This window comes from Archangium sp. (assembly GCF_036389735.1).
GTDB lineage: Bacteria > Myxococcota > Myxococcia > Myxococcales > Myxococcaceae > Archangium.
Genome location: NZ_DASVWK010000552.1, coordinates 1 through 15,509, shown reverse-complemented (window position 1 = coordinate 15,509; position 15,509 = coordinate 1). Strand labels below are relative to the sequence as shown.

The 15,509-nt window shown below is 69.6% G+C and carries 12 protein-coding genes and 1 pseudogene; 8 read left to right on the top strand and 5 right to left on the bottom strand.

Annotated features, from left to right (window positions below; genetic code table 11):
• The 5 genes from mltG to VF794_RS19305 form a co-directional block, all read left to right on the top strand.
• Positions 1-839: endolytic transglycosylase MltG (mltG, locus tag VF794_RS19325; RefSeq protein WP_331112502.1), on the top strand; the 839-nt coding region annotated here is incomplete at its 5' end.
• 102 nt (positions 840-941) lie between these two features.
• Complete coding sequence (locus tag VF794_RS19320; protein ID WP_331112501.1) at positions 942-1,409, top strand: (2Fe-2S)-binding protein; 468 nt, start codon at positions 942-944, stop codon at positions 1,407-1,409.
• 2 nt (positions 1,410-1,411) lie between these two features.
• Positions 1,412-3,640, top strand: coding sequence for a xanthine dehydrogenase family protein molybdopterin-binding subunit (locus VF794_RS19315; protein WP_331112499.1), 2,229 nt, complete (start codon positions 1,412-1,414; stop codon positions 3,638-3,640).
• Positions 3,637-4,761: an XdhC family protein gene (locus VF794_RS19310; protein ID WP_331112497.1), complete on the top strand. Its 1,125-nt coding sequence runs from the start codon at positions 3,637-3,639 to the stop codon at positions 4,759-4,761. The genes VF794_RS19315 and VF794_RS19310 overlap by 4 nt, the downstream gene beginning before the upstream one ends.
• Positions 4,762-4,793: 32 nt before the next feature.
• Positions 4,794-5,381, top strand: a complete 588-nt coding sequence (locus tag VF794_RS19305; RefSeq protein ID WP_331112495.1) for a nucleotidyltransferase family protein — start codon at positions 4,794-4,796, stop codon at positions 5,379-5,381.
• On the opposite strand, the gene VF794_RS19300 is transcribed toward VF794_RS19305, so the two are convergent.
• A complete protein-coding gene (locus VF794_RS19300; RefSeq protein ID WP_331112493.1) occupies positions 5,378-6,754 on the bottom strand; it encodes a clostripain-related cysteine peptidase in 1,377 nt (458 codons plus the stop codon). The genes VF794_RS19305 and VF794_RS19300 overlap by 4 nt on opposite strands.
• 68 nt (positions 6,755-6,822) lie before the next feature.
• Positions 6,823-7,578 (bottom strand): hypothetical protein, encoded by a 756-nt coding sequence (locus tag VF794_RS19295; protein WP_331112491.1) that lies wholly within the window; start codon positions 7,576-7,578, stop codon positions 6,823-6,825.
• Between the two features lie 45 nt (positions 7,579-7,623).
• Here VF794_RS19295 and VF794_RS19290 point away from each other — a divergent pair, with 45 nt between their 5' ends.
• The gene (locus VF794_RS19290) at positions 7,624-8,376 is read left to right on the top strand and encodes a hypothetical protein (protein ID WP_331112490.1); all 753 of its coding nucleotides are present in this window, start codon (positions 7,624-7,626) and stop codon (positions 8,374-8,376) included.
• 103 nt (positions 8,377-8,479) lie between these two features.
• Positions 8,480-11,101: a response regulator gene (locus VF794_RS19285; protein ID WP_331112488.1), complete on the top strand. Its 2,622-nt coding sequence runs from the start codon at positions 8,480-8,482 to the stop codon at positions 11,099-11,101.
• A 12-nt stretch (positions 11,102-11,113) separates the two neighbouring features.
• On the opposite strand, the gene VF794_RS19280 is transcribed toward VF794_RS19285, so the two are convergent.
• Positions 11,114-13,870 carry an ATP-binding protein gene (locus tag VF794_RS19280; RefSeq protein WP_331112486.1) on the bottom strand — a complete coding sequence of 919 codons (2,757 nt, stop codon included), beginning with the start codon at positions 13,868-13,870 and terminating at the stop codon, positions 11,114-11,116.
• A gap of 281 nt (positions 13,871-14,151) precedes the next feature.
• Between VF794_RS19280 and VF794_RS19275 the strand changes: the two genes are divergently transcribed.
• Positions 14,152-14,580 carry a hypothetical protein gene (locus VF794_RS19275; protein ID WP_331112484.1) on the top strand — a complete coding sequence of 143 codons (429 nt, stop codon included), beginning with the start codon at positions 14,152-14,154 and terminating at the stop codon, positions 14,578-14,580.
• Between the two features lie 24 nt (positions 14,581-14,604).
• Here VF794_RS19275 and VF794_RS19270 read toward each other — a convergent pair whose 3' ends face one another.
• Complete coding sequence (locus VF794_RS19270; protein ID WP_331112482.1) at positions 14,605-15,219, bottom strand: SAM-dependent methyltransferase; 615 nt, start codon at positions 15,217-15,219, stop codon at positions 14,605-14,607.
• Positions 15,189-15,509, bottom strand: a pseudogene (locus VF794_RS19265) (hypothetical protein); the annotation flags it as partial. The pseudogene VF794_RS19265 and the gene VF794_RS19270, both read right to left, overlap by 31 nt.

Here is a 15,509-nt window from a genome sequence, read left to right as displayed (position 1 = left end):
CGTCCCAGGGGCTGATCCGTGACGCCCGGCTGTGGCGCTGGTTCCTCTACCGTCGCGGTCAGTTCGCCCCCAAGGCGGGCCGCCACGCGGTGAGTCCGTCCATGACGATGGCGGAGCTCGCCACCTCGCTCGAGGGCGCTCCCATCCCCGAGGACGTGCCCTTCAGCGTCATCGAGGGCTGGCGCCTGCGCGACACCGATGCGGCCCTGGCCGCCGCGGGCCTCATCAAGCCCGGTGCCTACATCGCCGCCGCCAGTCAGCCCGAGCGCTTCACCGCGCCCTTCCCCCTCCCGAAGGGCACGCTCGAGGGCTACCTCTACCCGGAAACCTACCGCGTGGTGCCCGGCGCCGTGGACGTGCAGGCCCTCATCCAGCGCCAGCTCGACACCTTCGCCCAGCGCTTCTACCTGTCGCACCAGGAGGACCTGGCTCGCGGCGGGCGCACGCTCCACGAGGTGGTGGTGATGGCCTCGATGCTCGAGCGCGAGGAGCCCGTGCCGGAGCAGCGGCCCCTGGTGGCGGGCATCCTCTGGAAGCGCGTCGACAAGGGCTACCCCCTGGGCGTGGACGCGACCTCGCGCTACGAGCTGGCCGAGTGGAACGATCGGGTGGCCTTCCTCAAGCGCCTGCGCAACCTCGAGGATCCGTGGAACACGCGGCACCGCAAGGGGCTGCCTCCGGGGCCCATCGGCGCCCCCACGGTGGAGTCGCTCCGGGCCTCGCTCGCCCCCCGGCAGAGTGAGTTCTGGTACTACCTCCACGACGCCGAGCGCCGTCTCCACCCCTCGCGCAACGCCGAGGAGCACGAGGCGCTGCGCCGCAAGTACAACGTGTACTGAGCCGATAAAGCGGTTCGAACCTGACCCCCGGTCGATTATAGTTCGTCCGAATTTCCACACTTCGGACGACGCCCCTCTCGGCGGTCCGGAGCGGGAGGGCGCATGTCCCAGACCCTGAAGGTGAATGGCAAGGAAGTGAGCGTCGAGGCGGATCCCAGCACCCCCCTGCTGTGGGTGCTCCGGGAGAAGCTCGGGCTGCTCGGTACCAAGTTCGGATGTGGCCAGGGCCTGTGTGGGGCCTGCACGGTGCACATCAACGGCACGGCGGTGCGCAGCTGTCTGACGCCGGTCGCCGCCGCCACGAACAACGCGGTCACCACCATCGAGGGCCTCAGCCCCGACAACAGCCACCCCGTGCAGCGGGCCTGGCTCGAGGCCGACGCGCCGCAGTGTGGCTACTGCCAGTCCGGGCAGATCATGGCCTGCGCCGCGCTGCTCAAGGCCAAGCCCCAGGCCACCGAGGCCGATGTGGCGTCAGCCATGACGAACCTGTGCCGCTGCGGCACCTACGGCCGCATCCGCAAGGCCGTGAACCTCGCCATCAAGCTCACCAACGAGGGGGAGGTTTGACCATGACGACCGACCTCGACAAGAACCGCCCGGCGGGACTCTCCCGTCGCTCGTTCATGCAGTCGGCCACCGCGACGGCCGCGGGCCTCGTCCTCGGCTTCCACCTGCCCGGCAACCCCAACCGGCGCGCCGAGGCCTTCACCGGCGCCGTCTCCCCGGGCACGGCCAGGGGCGAGTCGCGGCTCAACACCTGGCTGCGGATCGCCACCGATGGCGTCATCACCATCTACGTCGCGCGCAGCGAGATGGGCCAAGGCATCTTCACGGCGATGCCCATGCTCGTCGCCGAGGAGCTCGAGGCGGACTGGTCCAAGATTCGCGTCGAGCCCTCGCCCTCGGACGCCGAGTTCAACTACAGCGGCCGGCCCATGGAGATCACCGGCGGCAGCATGAGCGTCCGGACCACCTGGGAGATCCTCCAGCGCATCGGCGCCACGGCGCGCCACCTGCTGATCGCCGCCGCCGCGAAGCAGTGGGGCGTCACGCCGGAGTCCTGCCGCGCCGAGCAGGGCTCGGTGGTGCACGCGGCCAGTGGTCGCAAGGCCGGCTATGGCGAGCTCGCCACCGCCGCCGCCGCGCTGCCCGCCGAGACGGTCGTCCCCAAGGAGCTGAAGCTCAAGACGCCCGCCGAGTACAAGATCGTCGGCAAGCCCACCAGGCGGCTCGACACGCCCGCCAAGGTGTCGGGCAAGCCCCTCTTCGGCATCGACGTCGTCGTGCCGGACATGCGCTACGCGGCGGTGCGCCACTCGCCCGTGTTCGGCGGTGAGTGCGCCAACTTCGACGCGCTGGCCAAGGCGATGCCCGAGGGCACCACGCTGGTGAAGGTCGCCGGTGCCGTCATCGCCGTCGCGGACGGCTGGTGGAAGGCGAAGACGGTCGTCGAGGGCCTGGACGTCAAGTGGACGAAGGGCACCACGGCCGGCCTGTCGTCGGCGGCGATCGAGAAGAAGCTGCGCGCCGCCACCCACGGCAAGAAGAACCCCGTCGCGGCGACGAAGGGCGATGCCACGAAGGAGCTGGCCAAGGCCAAGAAGAAGCTCGAGGCCGAGTACTCCACGCCCTTCCTGGCCCACACGCCGATGGAGCCCCTCAACTGCACGGCGCACGTCAAGCCGGACGGCGGCATCGAGCTCTGGGTGGGGACGCAGTCCCATACCCTCACGAAGCTCGTCGTCTCCATGCACACCAAGGTGCCCCAGGAGCGGATCGTCGTGCACACCACCTACCTGGGCGGAGGCTTCGGCCGGCGGGCGGAGAACGACATGGTCCTCCAGGCGATCGAGGCCTCGAAGGCGGTCGGCAAGCCCGTCAAGCTCATCTGGTCGCGGCAGGAGGACGTGCAGCACGACTTCTACCGGCCGGCCAGCGCCGTGAAGCTGCGGGCCGGACTCGACGCGGAGGGCCGCCCCGTGGCCTTCACGGCGAGCATCGCCAGCCCGTCCATCATGCAGCGCTGGACGATCTTCGGCGGCGTCGGCAAGAGCGGCATCGACCCGACGACGGTCGAGGGCTTGAGCGACATCAAGTACGAGTGCCCGAACCAGCACATCCAGGCCGCCATCGTCGACCTCGGCGTGCCGGTGGGCTTCTGGCGCTCGGTGGGCAGCTCCCACAACGCCTTCTACCTCGAGAGCTTCATCGACGAGATGGCGCACGCGGCGAAGCAGGATCCGTACAAGTTCCGCCGCGCCCTGCTGGAGAAGTCGCACCCGCGCTTCGTCCAGGTGCTCGACACCGTGGCGAAGATGTCGGGCTGGGAGACTCCGGCGCCGGCCGGCCGGGCTCGCGGCATCGCCATCGCCGAAAGCTTCGGCAGCATCGTCGCCGAGGTGGCCGAGGTGTCGGTCTCCGAGAGCGGCCAGCCGACCGTCCACAAGGTCTGGGTGGCGGTGGACTGCGGCCGGTACGTCAACCCCGACACGGTCATCGCGCAGATGGAGAGCGGCGTCGTCTATGGCCTCTCCGCGGCGCTGCGCGGGCAGATCACCTTGAGCAACGGCCGGGTCGAGCAGAGCAACTTCCACGACTACACGATGCTGGCACCCCACGAGATGCCGGAGGTCGTCGTGGAGATCGTCGAGAGCGGCGCCGAGCCCGGTGGTGTGGGCGAGCCCGGCACGCCGCCCATCGCTCCGGCGGTGACGAATGCGCTCTTCGCCGCGACCGGCAAGCGCATCCGCGCCCTGCCGATCAGCAACCACAAGCTCCCCGGGGGCAAGGCGTCGTGAGTGTCAGTGAGCTCCTCGCCGTCATGGAGGAGGCCGTCGTGGCCCGGGAGCCGCTCGTGCTGGGGACGCTGGTCCGCACGAGTGGCTCGACGTATCGCCGGGCCGGGGCGCGGCTCCTCATCACGCCGGGGGGCGTGCCCGTCGGGTTGATCAGCGGCGGGTGTCTGGAACCGCAGATCGCGAAGGCGGCGGGCGAAGTGCTCTCCACGGGCACTCCGCGCCGCCTCCGCTTCGACATGACGGGCGAGCATGATGGGCTCCTGGGCTTCGGCCTGGGGTGCCGGGGTGCGCTCGACATCCTGCTCGAGAGGATCCAACCCTGGCGGCTCGAGGCGGAAACCCGGCGGCTCCTCTGTGGGATGAACGCCGGTTCGGCGCCGAAGGCGATCGTCACCGCCTTCGACGCCCCATCCGGGCTCGAACATCGGCTCGGCAGCCTCCTGGACGAGGTGGGTGACGCCACCCTGCGCGAAGCCTCGCGCGGGTTCGCCCATGAAGCGCTCGGGGCGGCAACCACCCTGGTCCGGACGGTCCACCTGCCGGAAGGCAACGTCGAGTGCTACGTGGACCTCGTGCCCCCGGCCTTCCACCTCACCGTCCTCGGCGCGGGTCCGGACGCGGTGCCCCTGGTGGCGATTGCCCGCCAGCTCGACTGGCGCGTGACGGTGATCGATCACCGGCCGGCGTACTGCGATCCCGCGCGCTTTCCGGGCGCCGAGCGCGTGGTGCACGCCCATGCCGACACGGCCGCCACGCACGTGCCCACCGGAAGCCACTCGGCCGTGGTGGTCATGACCCACAACTACTTCGCGGACCTGCGGCTGCTGCCCGTGCTGCTCGAGCTGGAGGTCCCCTACGTCGGGCTGCTCGGCCCCAAGCGTCGGGGAGAGCAGCTCCTGCGCGAGATGGCCGACGAGTTCGTCCCGACCCCCGAGCAGCGGGCGCGCCTCTACAGCCCGGTGGGGCTCAAGCTCGGTGGGGACACCCCGGCGGCGATCGCCCTGTCGATCACGGCGGAGATCCAGGCCGTGCTGTCACGGAGCGAGGGCGTCCACCTCCGGCAGCATGACGGTCCCATCCACCTGTCCGAGCCCGAGCCGGTGCGGAGGAAGAGCGCCTGAAGCCCACGGGCACGCCGCCGTTCTCCGTCGTCGTGCTCGCGGCGGGCGGCTCGTCGCGCCTGGGTTCACCGAAGCAGCTCGTTCGGCTCGAAGGGGAGCCGCTCGTGTGCCGGGCCGCGCGCCTGGCGCACGGGAGCGGAGCCCGGAGCGTCGTCGTCGTCACGGGTGCCTCCGCCGAGGCGGTGGCGAAGGCGCTCGGTGAGGCGCGCGTGCGGATCGCCTTCAACGCCGGGTGGGCCGAGGGACCGGGCACCTCCCTTCGCACCGGCCTGGAGGCCCTGCTCGCCGATGACTCCCGTCCCCGGGACGAGGTGGCGGTGCTCATGCTGTGCGATCAACCCTTCGTCACGCCTAAGCACCTTCGCGTGCTCGCGGAGCGCGTTGCCCAGGGATACCCGGCCGCCGCCAGCGCCTACGGTGGGGACGGTGGTTTCGGAGTGCCCGCGGCCTTCGCGGCGGAGCTCCTTCCCGAGCTGCTCTCCCTGGGCGGACACCAGGGCGCCAAACCGGTGCTGATGCGTCACCGGGAGCGCCTGGCGCTCGTCCCCTTCTCCGAGGGACTCCTCGACGTGGACACCCCGGCGGACGTCGAGCGCCTGGGCCTCCAACCGGCCGACTAGACGCGCGCGTTGTCGTAGGTCGCGATGACGTCGTTCCAGCGGCTGGCCAACCAGGAGGACCCGGCCTGCTGGTACTCGCGCTCCACCGAGCCCTGCGGGGCGTAGATGGACAGCCCGGTGGCCGCGGCGTAGCGGCTGTCGCCGCCCTTGACCCCCTTCTCCGTGGTCGTCTGGGCCAGCGCCGCCAGGAGCTGATCCGCCGCCGCCTTCAGGCCGGGGTCCCGGGTCTCCTTCGAGACGCGCCGGGCGAAGTCGCCCAGGTCCATCTGGTTCTTGTCGTCGAAACGCAGCGTCTGCTCGTACGTGGCGCGCAGCGCCTTGTTCTGCAACCCGCCCGCCTTCAGGAGCGCGTTGCTGAAACCATCCAGCTTCGCGTTGAGCGCGTCCAGCTTGGACAGGTTCGTGGTGGACATGGTGACGTTGTCCTTGGGGCCCACGATGTAGGAGTCCTGGATGAGCTTCGCCATCTGCTCCGGGCTGACCGCCTTGCCGCCCTCGAACAGCTTGCTCGCCCGGGTGAGCAGGTCGGTGTAGTTCCACCCGGTGCCCGGCTCGAGCTCCTCGCTGCCCACGAGCCAGTCCGCCCCCGCCGCCTTGGCGGTGTCCGCGACCTCGACGGTGGCCATCAGGCACGCGTCGGCGGCGAGGATGTCCACCTTCTTTGGCAGGCCCGTGAGCGCCTGCTTCAGCTCGTTCATGTCCAGGCTGGAGCTGGGCTTGTCGTCATAGGAGACGCCGCGCCAGCCGTTGCCGTGATCCCACAGGTCCACCATGAAGTGCTTGGACTCGACGTTGCGCTGCACGTAGTCGAGTGCCGCGCGCAGCACCTGCGGGCTGCCGGTATCGAGCTCGCCCTTGCCCGCGGCCATCAGCTTGCCCAGGTCCGACTTGGGGTCCACGGCGATCTCGCGGGAGACGATCTTGCTGGTGTTGCTCGGATCCTTCGTCACGTACATGAGCCGCGCGCCGGTGTTCCACCCGTCGCCGTCCTTGAGGCTGCCGCCGTCCACCAGGGCGATCATGTTCAGCTTGCCCTGGAGCGAGCCGACGGCCTCCATCTCGTTCAGGTCGTCCTTGCCGAAGCTCTCCAGGTTGTTGTCGGCGTTGAGGTGGACGAAGCACGTCCAGTCCGCCGCCGGGATCTCCTTGGGATTGAGGAGCCCCTGGCCCGTGGTGGACGCCGGCTTGGGAGTGGAGGCGGACACCAGCGTCAGCGCCGACCGGGCCCTGGAGGGCGCGGCCTCGAAGCTGTCCATCGGCCGCCGGAGTGCCGCCGGCTGGTTCTTCACCGCGGACGGCAGGGCCCGGGTGGTGACCGGCGTCGAGCTCGAGACGGGGCGGAACGCGGGGCTGGTGGCATTTTGGGCTCGCATGTAGGTATTTTCGAGCCCTTTCAGCAGAAGTTGCGGCTTGAGCTCCGTTTCTTACGACCGGGTCCGAGTCATACGCTGTCGCCCACACGGCGGAGACGGACGAGGTGCTCCGCCATCCCCTCGGTGAGGTCGGTCACCAGCGCGGCGAAGCGCTCCTGCCGCTCGGCGAGATCCGGGACGTGCCGGCCCTCCAGGGCGGGATGCTTGTTGTGGAGCAGGCCACGCAACGCCACCAGCAGGAACATGAGGTCGAATTCGCGGAGGACCTCGTCCGGTCTCACCTCGCGAGCCCGGACGATGGTGGTATCCGCCACGAGTCGCTCGTCCGCGACACTCCAGGTGCCCACGGACTCCACGGAGGCCAACCGCCCATCCACGAGCAGGTAGAGCTCATGGGCCAGGATGACGCCACTGTCCTGGGGGCTGCCCCTGAAGGCGTCCGCTGGCGTCTTGCCTCCCAGGAGAACGACCGCTGGGACCTCGAGCCACGCGACCGTCCGCTCCCGGGTGGGGATGGTGCCGAACAGCGTTTCCAGCGCCCGGACCCGCTCGGGGGACGAGACCTTGTCGAAGGAGCGGATGGGCTTCGCGGTCAGCGCGACCTCGGGGAGGACGAGCTCGATGAGCTCCGAGAGAAGCCCCGCCTTCGCCGAGAGCTCCTCCTCGAAACGCTGGAGCGAGGACCAGAAGGCTTCCTCCCGTGGATCCTCACCAGACCTCGCGGGCCCCTCGGCGCCAGCGATGAGCCGCTCCAGCTCCTCCACGGTCTCGTGAATCTTCTTCACCACGTCCTGGCTTGGCGCGTCCTTGCGCTCCTGGGTCATGGCCGGGAATCCTAGCAACTCGTCCGTACGAGGTAGAGTGTGGCCATGAGCGCACCCAGGTTGGTGGCCGAGTTCGCGAGCGCCGAGGATTTCCTCGGTGGCTATGAGCGCGAGATGTCCAAGGGCGGGCTGCTGGTCCGCGGGGCCGCGCTGCCCCCGGGGGCGGCGCTGGGCCCGTGCGTGCTGGCGGTGTCCGTGGCGGGCCAGGCTCCGGTGGAGGTGCAGGCGCAGCTCGCCGCGGCCGTGCCCGGCGTGGGCGTGGCGGTGATGTTCCCGGCGGGGCCGCCGGCACCCCTGGTGGCGCTCGCGGAGCGGCTGCGGGCGCCCCCGGCCCAGGGCCCGGCCGAGGAGGAACCGGAGCCGGACGCCGAGGAGCCCCCCTCGCCCGCGCACAACCCGCTGATGTCGGCCCGGCTGGCCGCGATGACCGTCACGGAGAAGATGCAACTGGCGCTCTCGGGGGACCGGGAGGCGCGGGCGTACCTGCTGCGGGACACCAACAAGGCCCTCCACGTCTACGTGCTGCGCAACCCGAGGCTGGGGCTGGACGAGGTCATCTACGCGGCCAAGATGTCGTCGCTGTCACCGGACGCGCTGAAGCTCATCGCCGAGCACCGCGAGTGGGGGGTCAACAGCACGGTGTGTACGGCGCTTGCCCGCAACCCGAGGACGCCGGTGCCGCTCGTCCTCAAGCTGCTGCCCCGGGTTCCCCTCCAGGAGGTCCGGGTCATCGCCAAGGGCCAGGGGCGAGCCCCCATCGTCCAGGCCGCGCGCAAACTGGTGCTTAACGAACACTAGCCTTGGGACGACGCCCGGCGGGCAGGCAAGAGAAGCGGCGTCCGCGGTCTGGCCGTTCATACCTGTCCACTAGAGGGGGTTCGTCGTCTATTCTGGGTCCAGCATGTCTCCCACGATCGACTCCCAGAAGCTGTTCGACTCCGCTCCCGCTCCGCTCATGGTGCTGGATCGTGAGCTGAAGTACGTCGCGGCCAACCAGGCCTATTTGACCGCCACGGCGCTGCGGCGTGAGGAGATCATCGGACGCAACGTCTTCGAGGTGCTTCCCCAGGACACGAGCACTTCGGACCAGGACAGCCCGCGAAAGCTCCGGGACTCGCTCGAGCGGGTGCTCACCCGTCGCATGCCGGACCTGCTCGCGATGACGGTCCAGCCCATCTCCCGCGTCACCGAGACAGGCCCGGTGCTCGAGAAGCGCGTCTGGACCTACTCCCACCAGCCCCTCCTGGATGCCGCGGGCAACGTGGCCTTCATCCTCCAGCACGCCGTGGACGTCACCGACCTGCGCGCCACCAACAGCGGGAAGGGCGCACCCGAGGCACGGTTGGAGGGGGTCTCCCCGGAGCAGCTCGCGTCCCTGCTCGGTCAGGCGTGGGCGGTTCAGGAGAACAACCAGCAGCTGGACCTTGAGCGGCGCTACCTCCGCCGGGTGATCGACATGCTCCCCGGGATAGTGGCGGTCCTCCGGGGGCCCGACTTCGTCTTCGAGATGGTCAACGAGAACTACCTGCCGTTCGTCGGCTTCCGGGACGTCATCGGCTTGCCGCTGCTCACGGTGCGTCCGGAGCTCAAGGAGGAGAAGAACAAAGCCCTCCGCGGCCTGTTCGATCGGGTGTACCAAGGCGAGGCGGTCAGCATGCGCGGCTTCAAGGCCGCCCTCCGCAAGAATCCGAACGAGGAGCCGCAGGAGATGTTCCTCGACTTCGACTACCAACCCGTCCGCCTGCCGGGAGGGCCCGTCCTGGCCATCCTCGTCTACGGCCAGGAGGTCACCGAGAGGGTGCGCGCCCAGGAGCAGGTGCGCCACTACCAGGAGCACCTGGAGACGCTGGTGCGTGAGCGCACCCGCGCGCTCGAGGAGAGCGAGGCCGAGCGGCGCAAGACCGAGATGCAGCTGCGTCAGTCCCAGAAGATGGAAGCCGTGGGCAAGCTCACCGGCGGCGTGGCGCATGACTTCAACAACCTGCTCCAGGTCATCGCCGGCAACCTCCAGCTCCTCCAGCGCGACGTGGTGGGCAACGAGCGCGCCATGAGCCGCCTCCAGACCGCCACCCGCGCCGTGGACCGTGGCGCCAAGCTCGCCTCCCAGCTGCTCTCCTTCGCGCGCCGCCAGCCGCTCCAACCGGTCGTCGTCAACGCGAGCAAGCTGGTGCGAGGCATGGATGACCTGCTGCGCCGCACCCTGGGGGAGGAGGTGGAGCTGGTGACCTCCACCGCCAAGGAGCTGTGGAACACGGCCCTGGATCCCAACCAGTTCGAGAACGTCATCATCAACCTGGCCGTCAACGCCCGTGACGCCATGAACAGCATGGGCAAGCTGACGATCGAGATCGGCAACGCCGTGCTCGATGAGCGCTACTGCCGGCAGCACCCCGAGGTCCTCCCCGGCCAGTACGTGCTGCTGGCCGTCTCGGACACCGGCAGCGGCATGACGCCGGAGGTGATGGAGCGGGCCTTCGAGCCGTTCTTCACCACCAAGCCCGAGGGCCGCGGCACGGGCCTGGGTTTGAGCATGGTGTACGGCTTCGTCAAGCAGACGGGCGGTCACCTCAAGCTCTACAGCGAGCTGGGGCATGGCACGACCATCAAGCTCTACCTGCCCCGCGCGGTGGAGGCCGAGTCGGTGGACGCCAAGGTCGACGCCGGCCCCATCGAGGGAGGCACGGAGACCATCCTCGTGGTGGAGGATGACGCCGAGGTGCGTACCACGGTGGTGGAGATGGTGAGCGAGCTGGGCTACCGCGTGCTCAAGGCCGTGGACGCGGCGAGCGCGCTGGTGGTCCTCCAGAGCGGTATCCCCATCGATCTCTTGTTCACGGACGTGGTGATGCCCGGTCCGGTACGCAGCCCCGAGCTGGCCAGGCAGGCCAAGGAGCTGAGCCCGGACATCGAGGTGCTCTTCACCTCGGGCTACACGGAGAACGCCATCGTTCATGGCGGACGGCTGGACGCCGGGGTGCAGTTGCTCAGCAAGCCCTACAGCCGGGAAGAGCTGGCCCGCAAGCTGCGGCAGTTGCTCAACGGCCGCCAGCAGCGGCTGGCGGTCCGCGGGCCTGTCCGTACGGAGTCGGCGCCCACCCCCCCGGCCCCCCCCGCCACTCCCACCCCCTCCGCGCGCCCCCCGGCGCCCGCCGCGTCGCGTCGGTTGCGCGTGCTGCTGGTGGAGGATGACGAGGACGTGCGCACGTCGGCGTGCGAGTTGATGGATCTGCTGGGGCACGAGGTGCTGGCGGTCACCAGCGCCGAGGAGGCCAGGGGTGCGATGGCCGCCAGCGGCTTCGATGTGCTGTTCACCGACGTGTCCCTGCCGGGCGCGTCGGGAGTGGAACTCGCACGAGAGGTGGGAGGCCGGAAGACGGGAATGAAGGTCATCCTCGCCTCGGGCCATGGGAACGTGGCGCTCCCCCGGGGAGAGGCGCCGCTGGAGGGCGTGGTGGTGCTGCCCAAGCCCTACTCGCTGCCGCAGATCCAGGAGGCGCTGGAGCAGGCGGTGGCCCTGCCTTGAGCCGCCGCGGTCTCAGTGGTGAGGGGGGGAATCCCCCTCATGCTCGTACGCGAGGGCGTCCAGGTCGGCTCGCGTATCTCCCAGCGGGAGGCTGAAGCAGAACGTCGAGCCCTGGCCCGGGAGGCTCTCCATCCAGATGCGGCCTCCGTGCGCCTCGACGATCTGCCGGCTCAAGTGAAGTCCCAGCTTCACCACCCCCGTGTAACCCGTTGCCCCTGGAGGCAGCGGCTCATAGAGGGGCTCGAAGACGTGGGGCTGGCGCTCCGGGGGAATCCCCGGCCCCTGATCGTGCACCGAGACCAGGGCCTCGCTGTCCGTGCGCCACGCCCGGAGCTCGACGGGCTCGCCGGGCGGTGAGTAGCGCAGGGCGTTGTCCAGCAGGTGGGCCACGGCCTCCCCCAGGAGCTGGCGCTCGGCGTGGACGAAGAGCGGACCGGTGGCCTCGATGTGGATCGGATTCTCCGTGGTCCGAGCGAGCTTCTCCCCCTGCTCCCTCACCAGCATGTGGAGATCGACTCGCTGGCATTCCAGCTTCCCGGGGCCGGGGGCCATGCGCACGGCCACGAACAGGTGTTCCACCAGCCGGGCGATCCGCCGCGTGTTCCGGGCGATGGTGGCGAGCCCCTTGCGCTGGCGGGGGGTGCCCGCCTCCAGGTTGAGCAGCAGCTCCGCCCACGTCTGGATGGAGGTCACCGGCGTCTTCAGCTCGTGGGCCGCCGCCGACATGAACTCCTCGCGCAGTCGCAGCGCCGTGCGCACCTCCTGGAACAGGTGGGCCTTCTCGATGGCCACGGCGAACAGCTGGCCCACCATGGTGTGGAACTCCAGCTCTCGCGAGGGGACGTGACGGGGAGCGCGCGTGAAGTAGGCCATCACTCCGACCAGGCGCTCGCGGGAGTGCAGCGGGACCGCCACCATCCCGCGGAGTCCTGTCTCCCAGGAGAGCCGCCCGGAGCGAGTGGGAGCCCCTGTCTCCAGGAGATCCTCGACGACCTGGATCCGCTCCTCCCGGGCGGCTCGCGCGGCCACCAGGGGGGCCTCGAACGAGATGTGGCGCAGGCCTTCCTCCGCCGCCGCCGTCAGCTGGTGGGAGGCGAGCAAGGTGAGTTCCCGGCGCTCCGGCTTCGCCAGCCAGAGCCCGACGGCGTCGGCGCCCAGGGTCTTGCTCTGCTCGATGACCACGCTGGCGATCCGCTCCAGCTCCGTCTCGCTGACCAGAGCATGGCCGATCCGGGCCAGCGCCAGCTCCTGCCCGAGCAGCCGCTCCAGCTCCTCCTCCTGCTGCCGGCGCCGGGTGATGTCGCGCACCACCACCACCCCCAGGATGAGCTGCCCGGAGATATCTCGAACCGGGGCCCCGTGGACGCTGAGCAGGCGCTCCTGGTCATCCCGGCCACGCAGGCGCATCTCCACGTCGGTGAAGGTCTCCCCGGCCAGGGCGCGGTGGGTCGGCAGCTCCTCCAACGTCATCGGGTGTCCATTCGGGTGCCGGAGGTCGTAATGGTGGAGGAACTCGAACCGGGACTCGTCCTGCTCCGAGGGGTTCTCGACCCCGAGGAGCCGAAGGCCTGCGGGGTTGGCCTCCACCCGCTGGCCGTCCGGTCTGGCGAGGAAGATGGCATCCGGCACGCTGGCGATGATGGCGGCGAGCTGCTGGGCCTGGTGCTCGGCTTGCGCGCGCAGGGCATCCACCTCCGCCTGGCGCCGCGCCATCTGGGCCACCATCTCGTTGAAGGTGGTGCCGAGTTCCTCCAGTTCATCCCCCGTGGCGATGTGGACGCGCTGCTCCATGTCCCCACGCCCGAGCGCCTGGGCGGCCCCCTGAAGCTGTCGCACCGGGCGGGTGTAGAAGCGGGCCAGCAGGGCCGCCAGGAGGATGTTCAGCAGCAGGATCCCGGCGAAGGCCACGAGCCTCGTGCGTGTCCGCTCGTAGAGCGGAGCCATGGCGATGTCGATCGGGACGGTCACCCCCACGGCCCACGGGTGGTGTGGGACCGGGACGAAGGCCCCCAGGCGCTCGTCACCGAGCAGGGGGCTGGTGAACCGGGCGAGCCGGGAGGGCGTCCCGTTCAGCGCCGCCCGGAGAGGCTCGAACTCGGCGAAGAGGTTGCTCTGCTCGAACGAGAGCTCGGGGTTGCCGGTATGGAAGGCCAGCCGGCCGTTCATGTCGGCCAGGAAGAGGGACTGCCCTGGCTGGAGCCGGGCGCCCGCGTACCGCTGCGCCAGCAGGTCGGTCCGCATCACCACGTTGAAGACGCCGATCAGCCGCCCCTCGGGGCCGTGAAGGGGCACGCTGACGAGCAGCCCCGTGCGGATGGGACGCCGCAGCTCGAGCACCTCGGAGATGACCGGGGCGTTGGTGGCCAGCACCTTCTGGAAGTACGGGCGGTCGCCAATCCGGACTCGGGGCTCGTCCGGGTGGGTGGGGTTGCTCCAGCCGCGGTTGAGGCCGGTGGTGTCGAAGACGGCGATGGAGTCATAGAGAGGGCTGCGTTCGACCATCTCCTTCAGGTGCGGATCCAACCGGCGGGGCTCCAGGGTCTGGAGCAGTGGATCCCTGGACACGGCCCAGCCGAAGGCGATGGCGGCATCGAACGTCTCGGAGGCCTGGAGGGCGACGGCCTGGGCCGTCAGGAACTGGGTGTCGAGGATGCCCTGCCGGGTCCTCCGCAGATCCGAGAGGAAGTCAGCGCACAGCAGTCCCAGCACCGGCAGGAGGACGATGACGAACGCGACCAGCAGCTTGGAGTGGATGTGCAGACGAGGCATGCCCGAGCAAGTGCGCTGGCCCCAGCGGAAGGGAGAATTCCCAAGTCCCAACAGGATGAGCCTTCGGCATGCTCCTGACGACTCCCCTCCAGGGTGGATGTGTTGCTTCGGAGAACAAGAAAACGCACTGGAGGAAGAAGCAACGGCCCGTGGGGGTGGTGGCGTTGGAAAGAGGTGCCTTGCTTGTCGTCGGAGGGCAATTCACGAACGTTGAGCACAGCACAGGCATGGCGGGAGGTGCCCTTCGTTCGCGGTCTGGCCCGTTGTATCAGGCTGGCATCATGTCCGAGCAGCGTGAGTGGAAGGTTGGAGACACCACGGTTCGTTTCGAGCCGCCCGAGCTCGTCTGGGTCCACACCCGTGGCCGAGCCACCTTGGAAGACGCCGTCCGCCTGGTGGACATCTACCGGGAGCTGGGCCAGCAACAGCCCTTCCTCATCGTGTCGGACTTGAGCGAAGCCACCACGTTGGAGCTCGAGGGCGGGCGCTATCTCAGCGAGCACGTCCAGCCGGAGTGGATCCTCGGCTGCGTCTACATTGGAGCGCGGTTGCTGCACAGGGCCGTGTCCAAGGGGATTGCCCTCGCGGCGCACCTGACCGGGCGCACGGAGGCGAGCGCGCTGGCCAAGGTCCACTTCGTCTCCTCGGAAGCCCAGGCGCATGAACTCATCGCCCGGCTGCGCGCGGAGCGATTCGGGAAGGCGGCCTGAACGGGCCCCCTTCCCCTCGTACAGCTACCGCACCTGGGACGGATTCTCCGGGACGATCCACAGGTAGAGGGTGCGCCCGTCGACCTCGACGACCCGCTCCGGCTCCCAGCCGTCGATGTCGAAGGCGTGGGAGACGATGCGCGTCCCCGGCTTGAGTTCCCTCAGCAGCTTCGGCTTCAGCCGGTCGTTGACGCTCGGCAGCAGGTACATCGTCACCACGGTGGCCTCGCTGAAGTCCGCCTTGAAGAGATCCTCCTCGCGGAACTCGGTGAGATCCTGTACGCCCGCCGCGCGCGCGTTGGCCTCGGCCTCCTGGATGCGCTCGGGGTTGATGTCGATGCCCACCCCGCGCACGCCGAGGTTCTTCGCCGCGGTGACGACGATACGCCCGTCCCCCGAGCCCAGGTCATACAGCACGTCTCCGGGCTTCACCCCGGCCAGCGCCAGCATCTCGTCCACGACCAGTTGCGGAGTGGGCACGTATGGCACGTCCGGCACGCGCGCGGGCAGGTCCGCTCGCCCCAGGTCGGGCGGCACGAAGAGGGGGGTGGGGCTGGACTCCTGCCCCACCGCGGAGCCCCCCCACGGGCCCAATGCCCCCAACAGCGCTACACCGAACGCGGCCTTCCGAATCCCCATGGCGTACGACCTCCTGGTGAGGGTTTGCTTCCCGGGCGAACCTTCCGCCGCCGCATGAGCGCGAGCGGAATCAAGCCGGTGGCCAGCACAGCCACCCCGACGAGTGCCCCCACGCCGGTATAGGCAAGACTCGAATAGAGGAGGTACGCGCACGTCGCGCAGAACAGCAGCGGCGTGAGTGGGTAGAGCGGCACGCGGAAGGGGCGCACCACGTCCGGCTCACGTCGGCGCAGCACCAACAGCGACACGCCCGTGAGCAGGAAGAAGAACCAGAAGACGGGCGCGGTGTA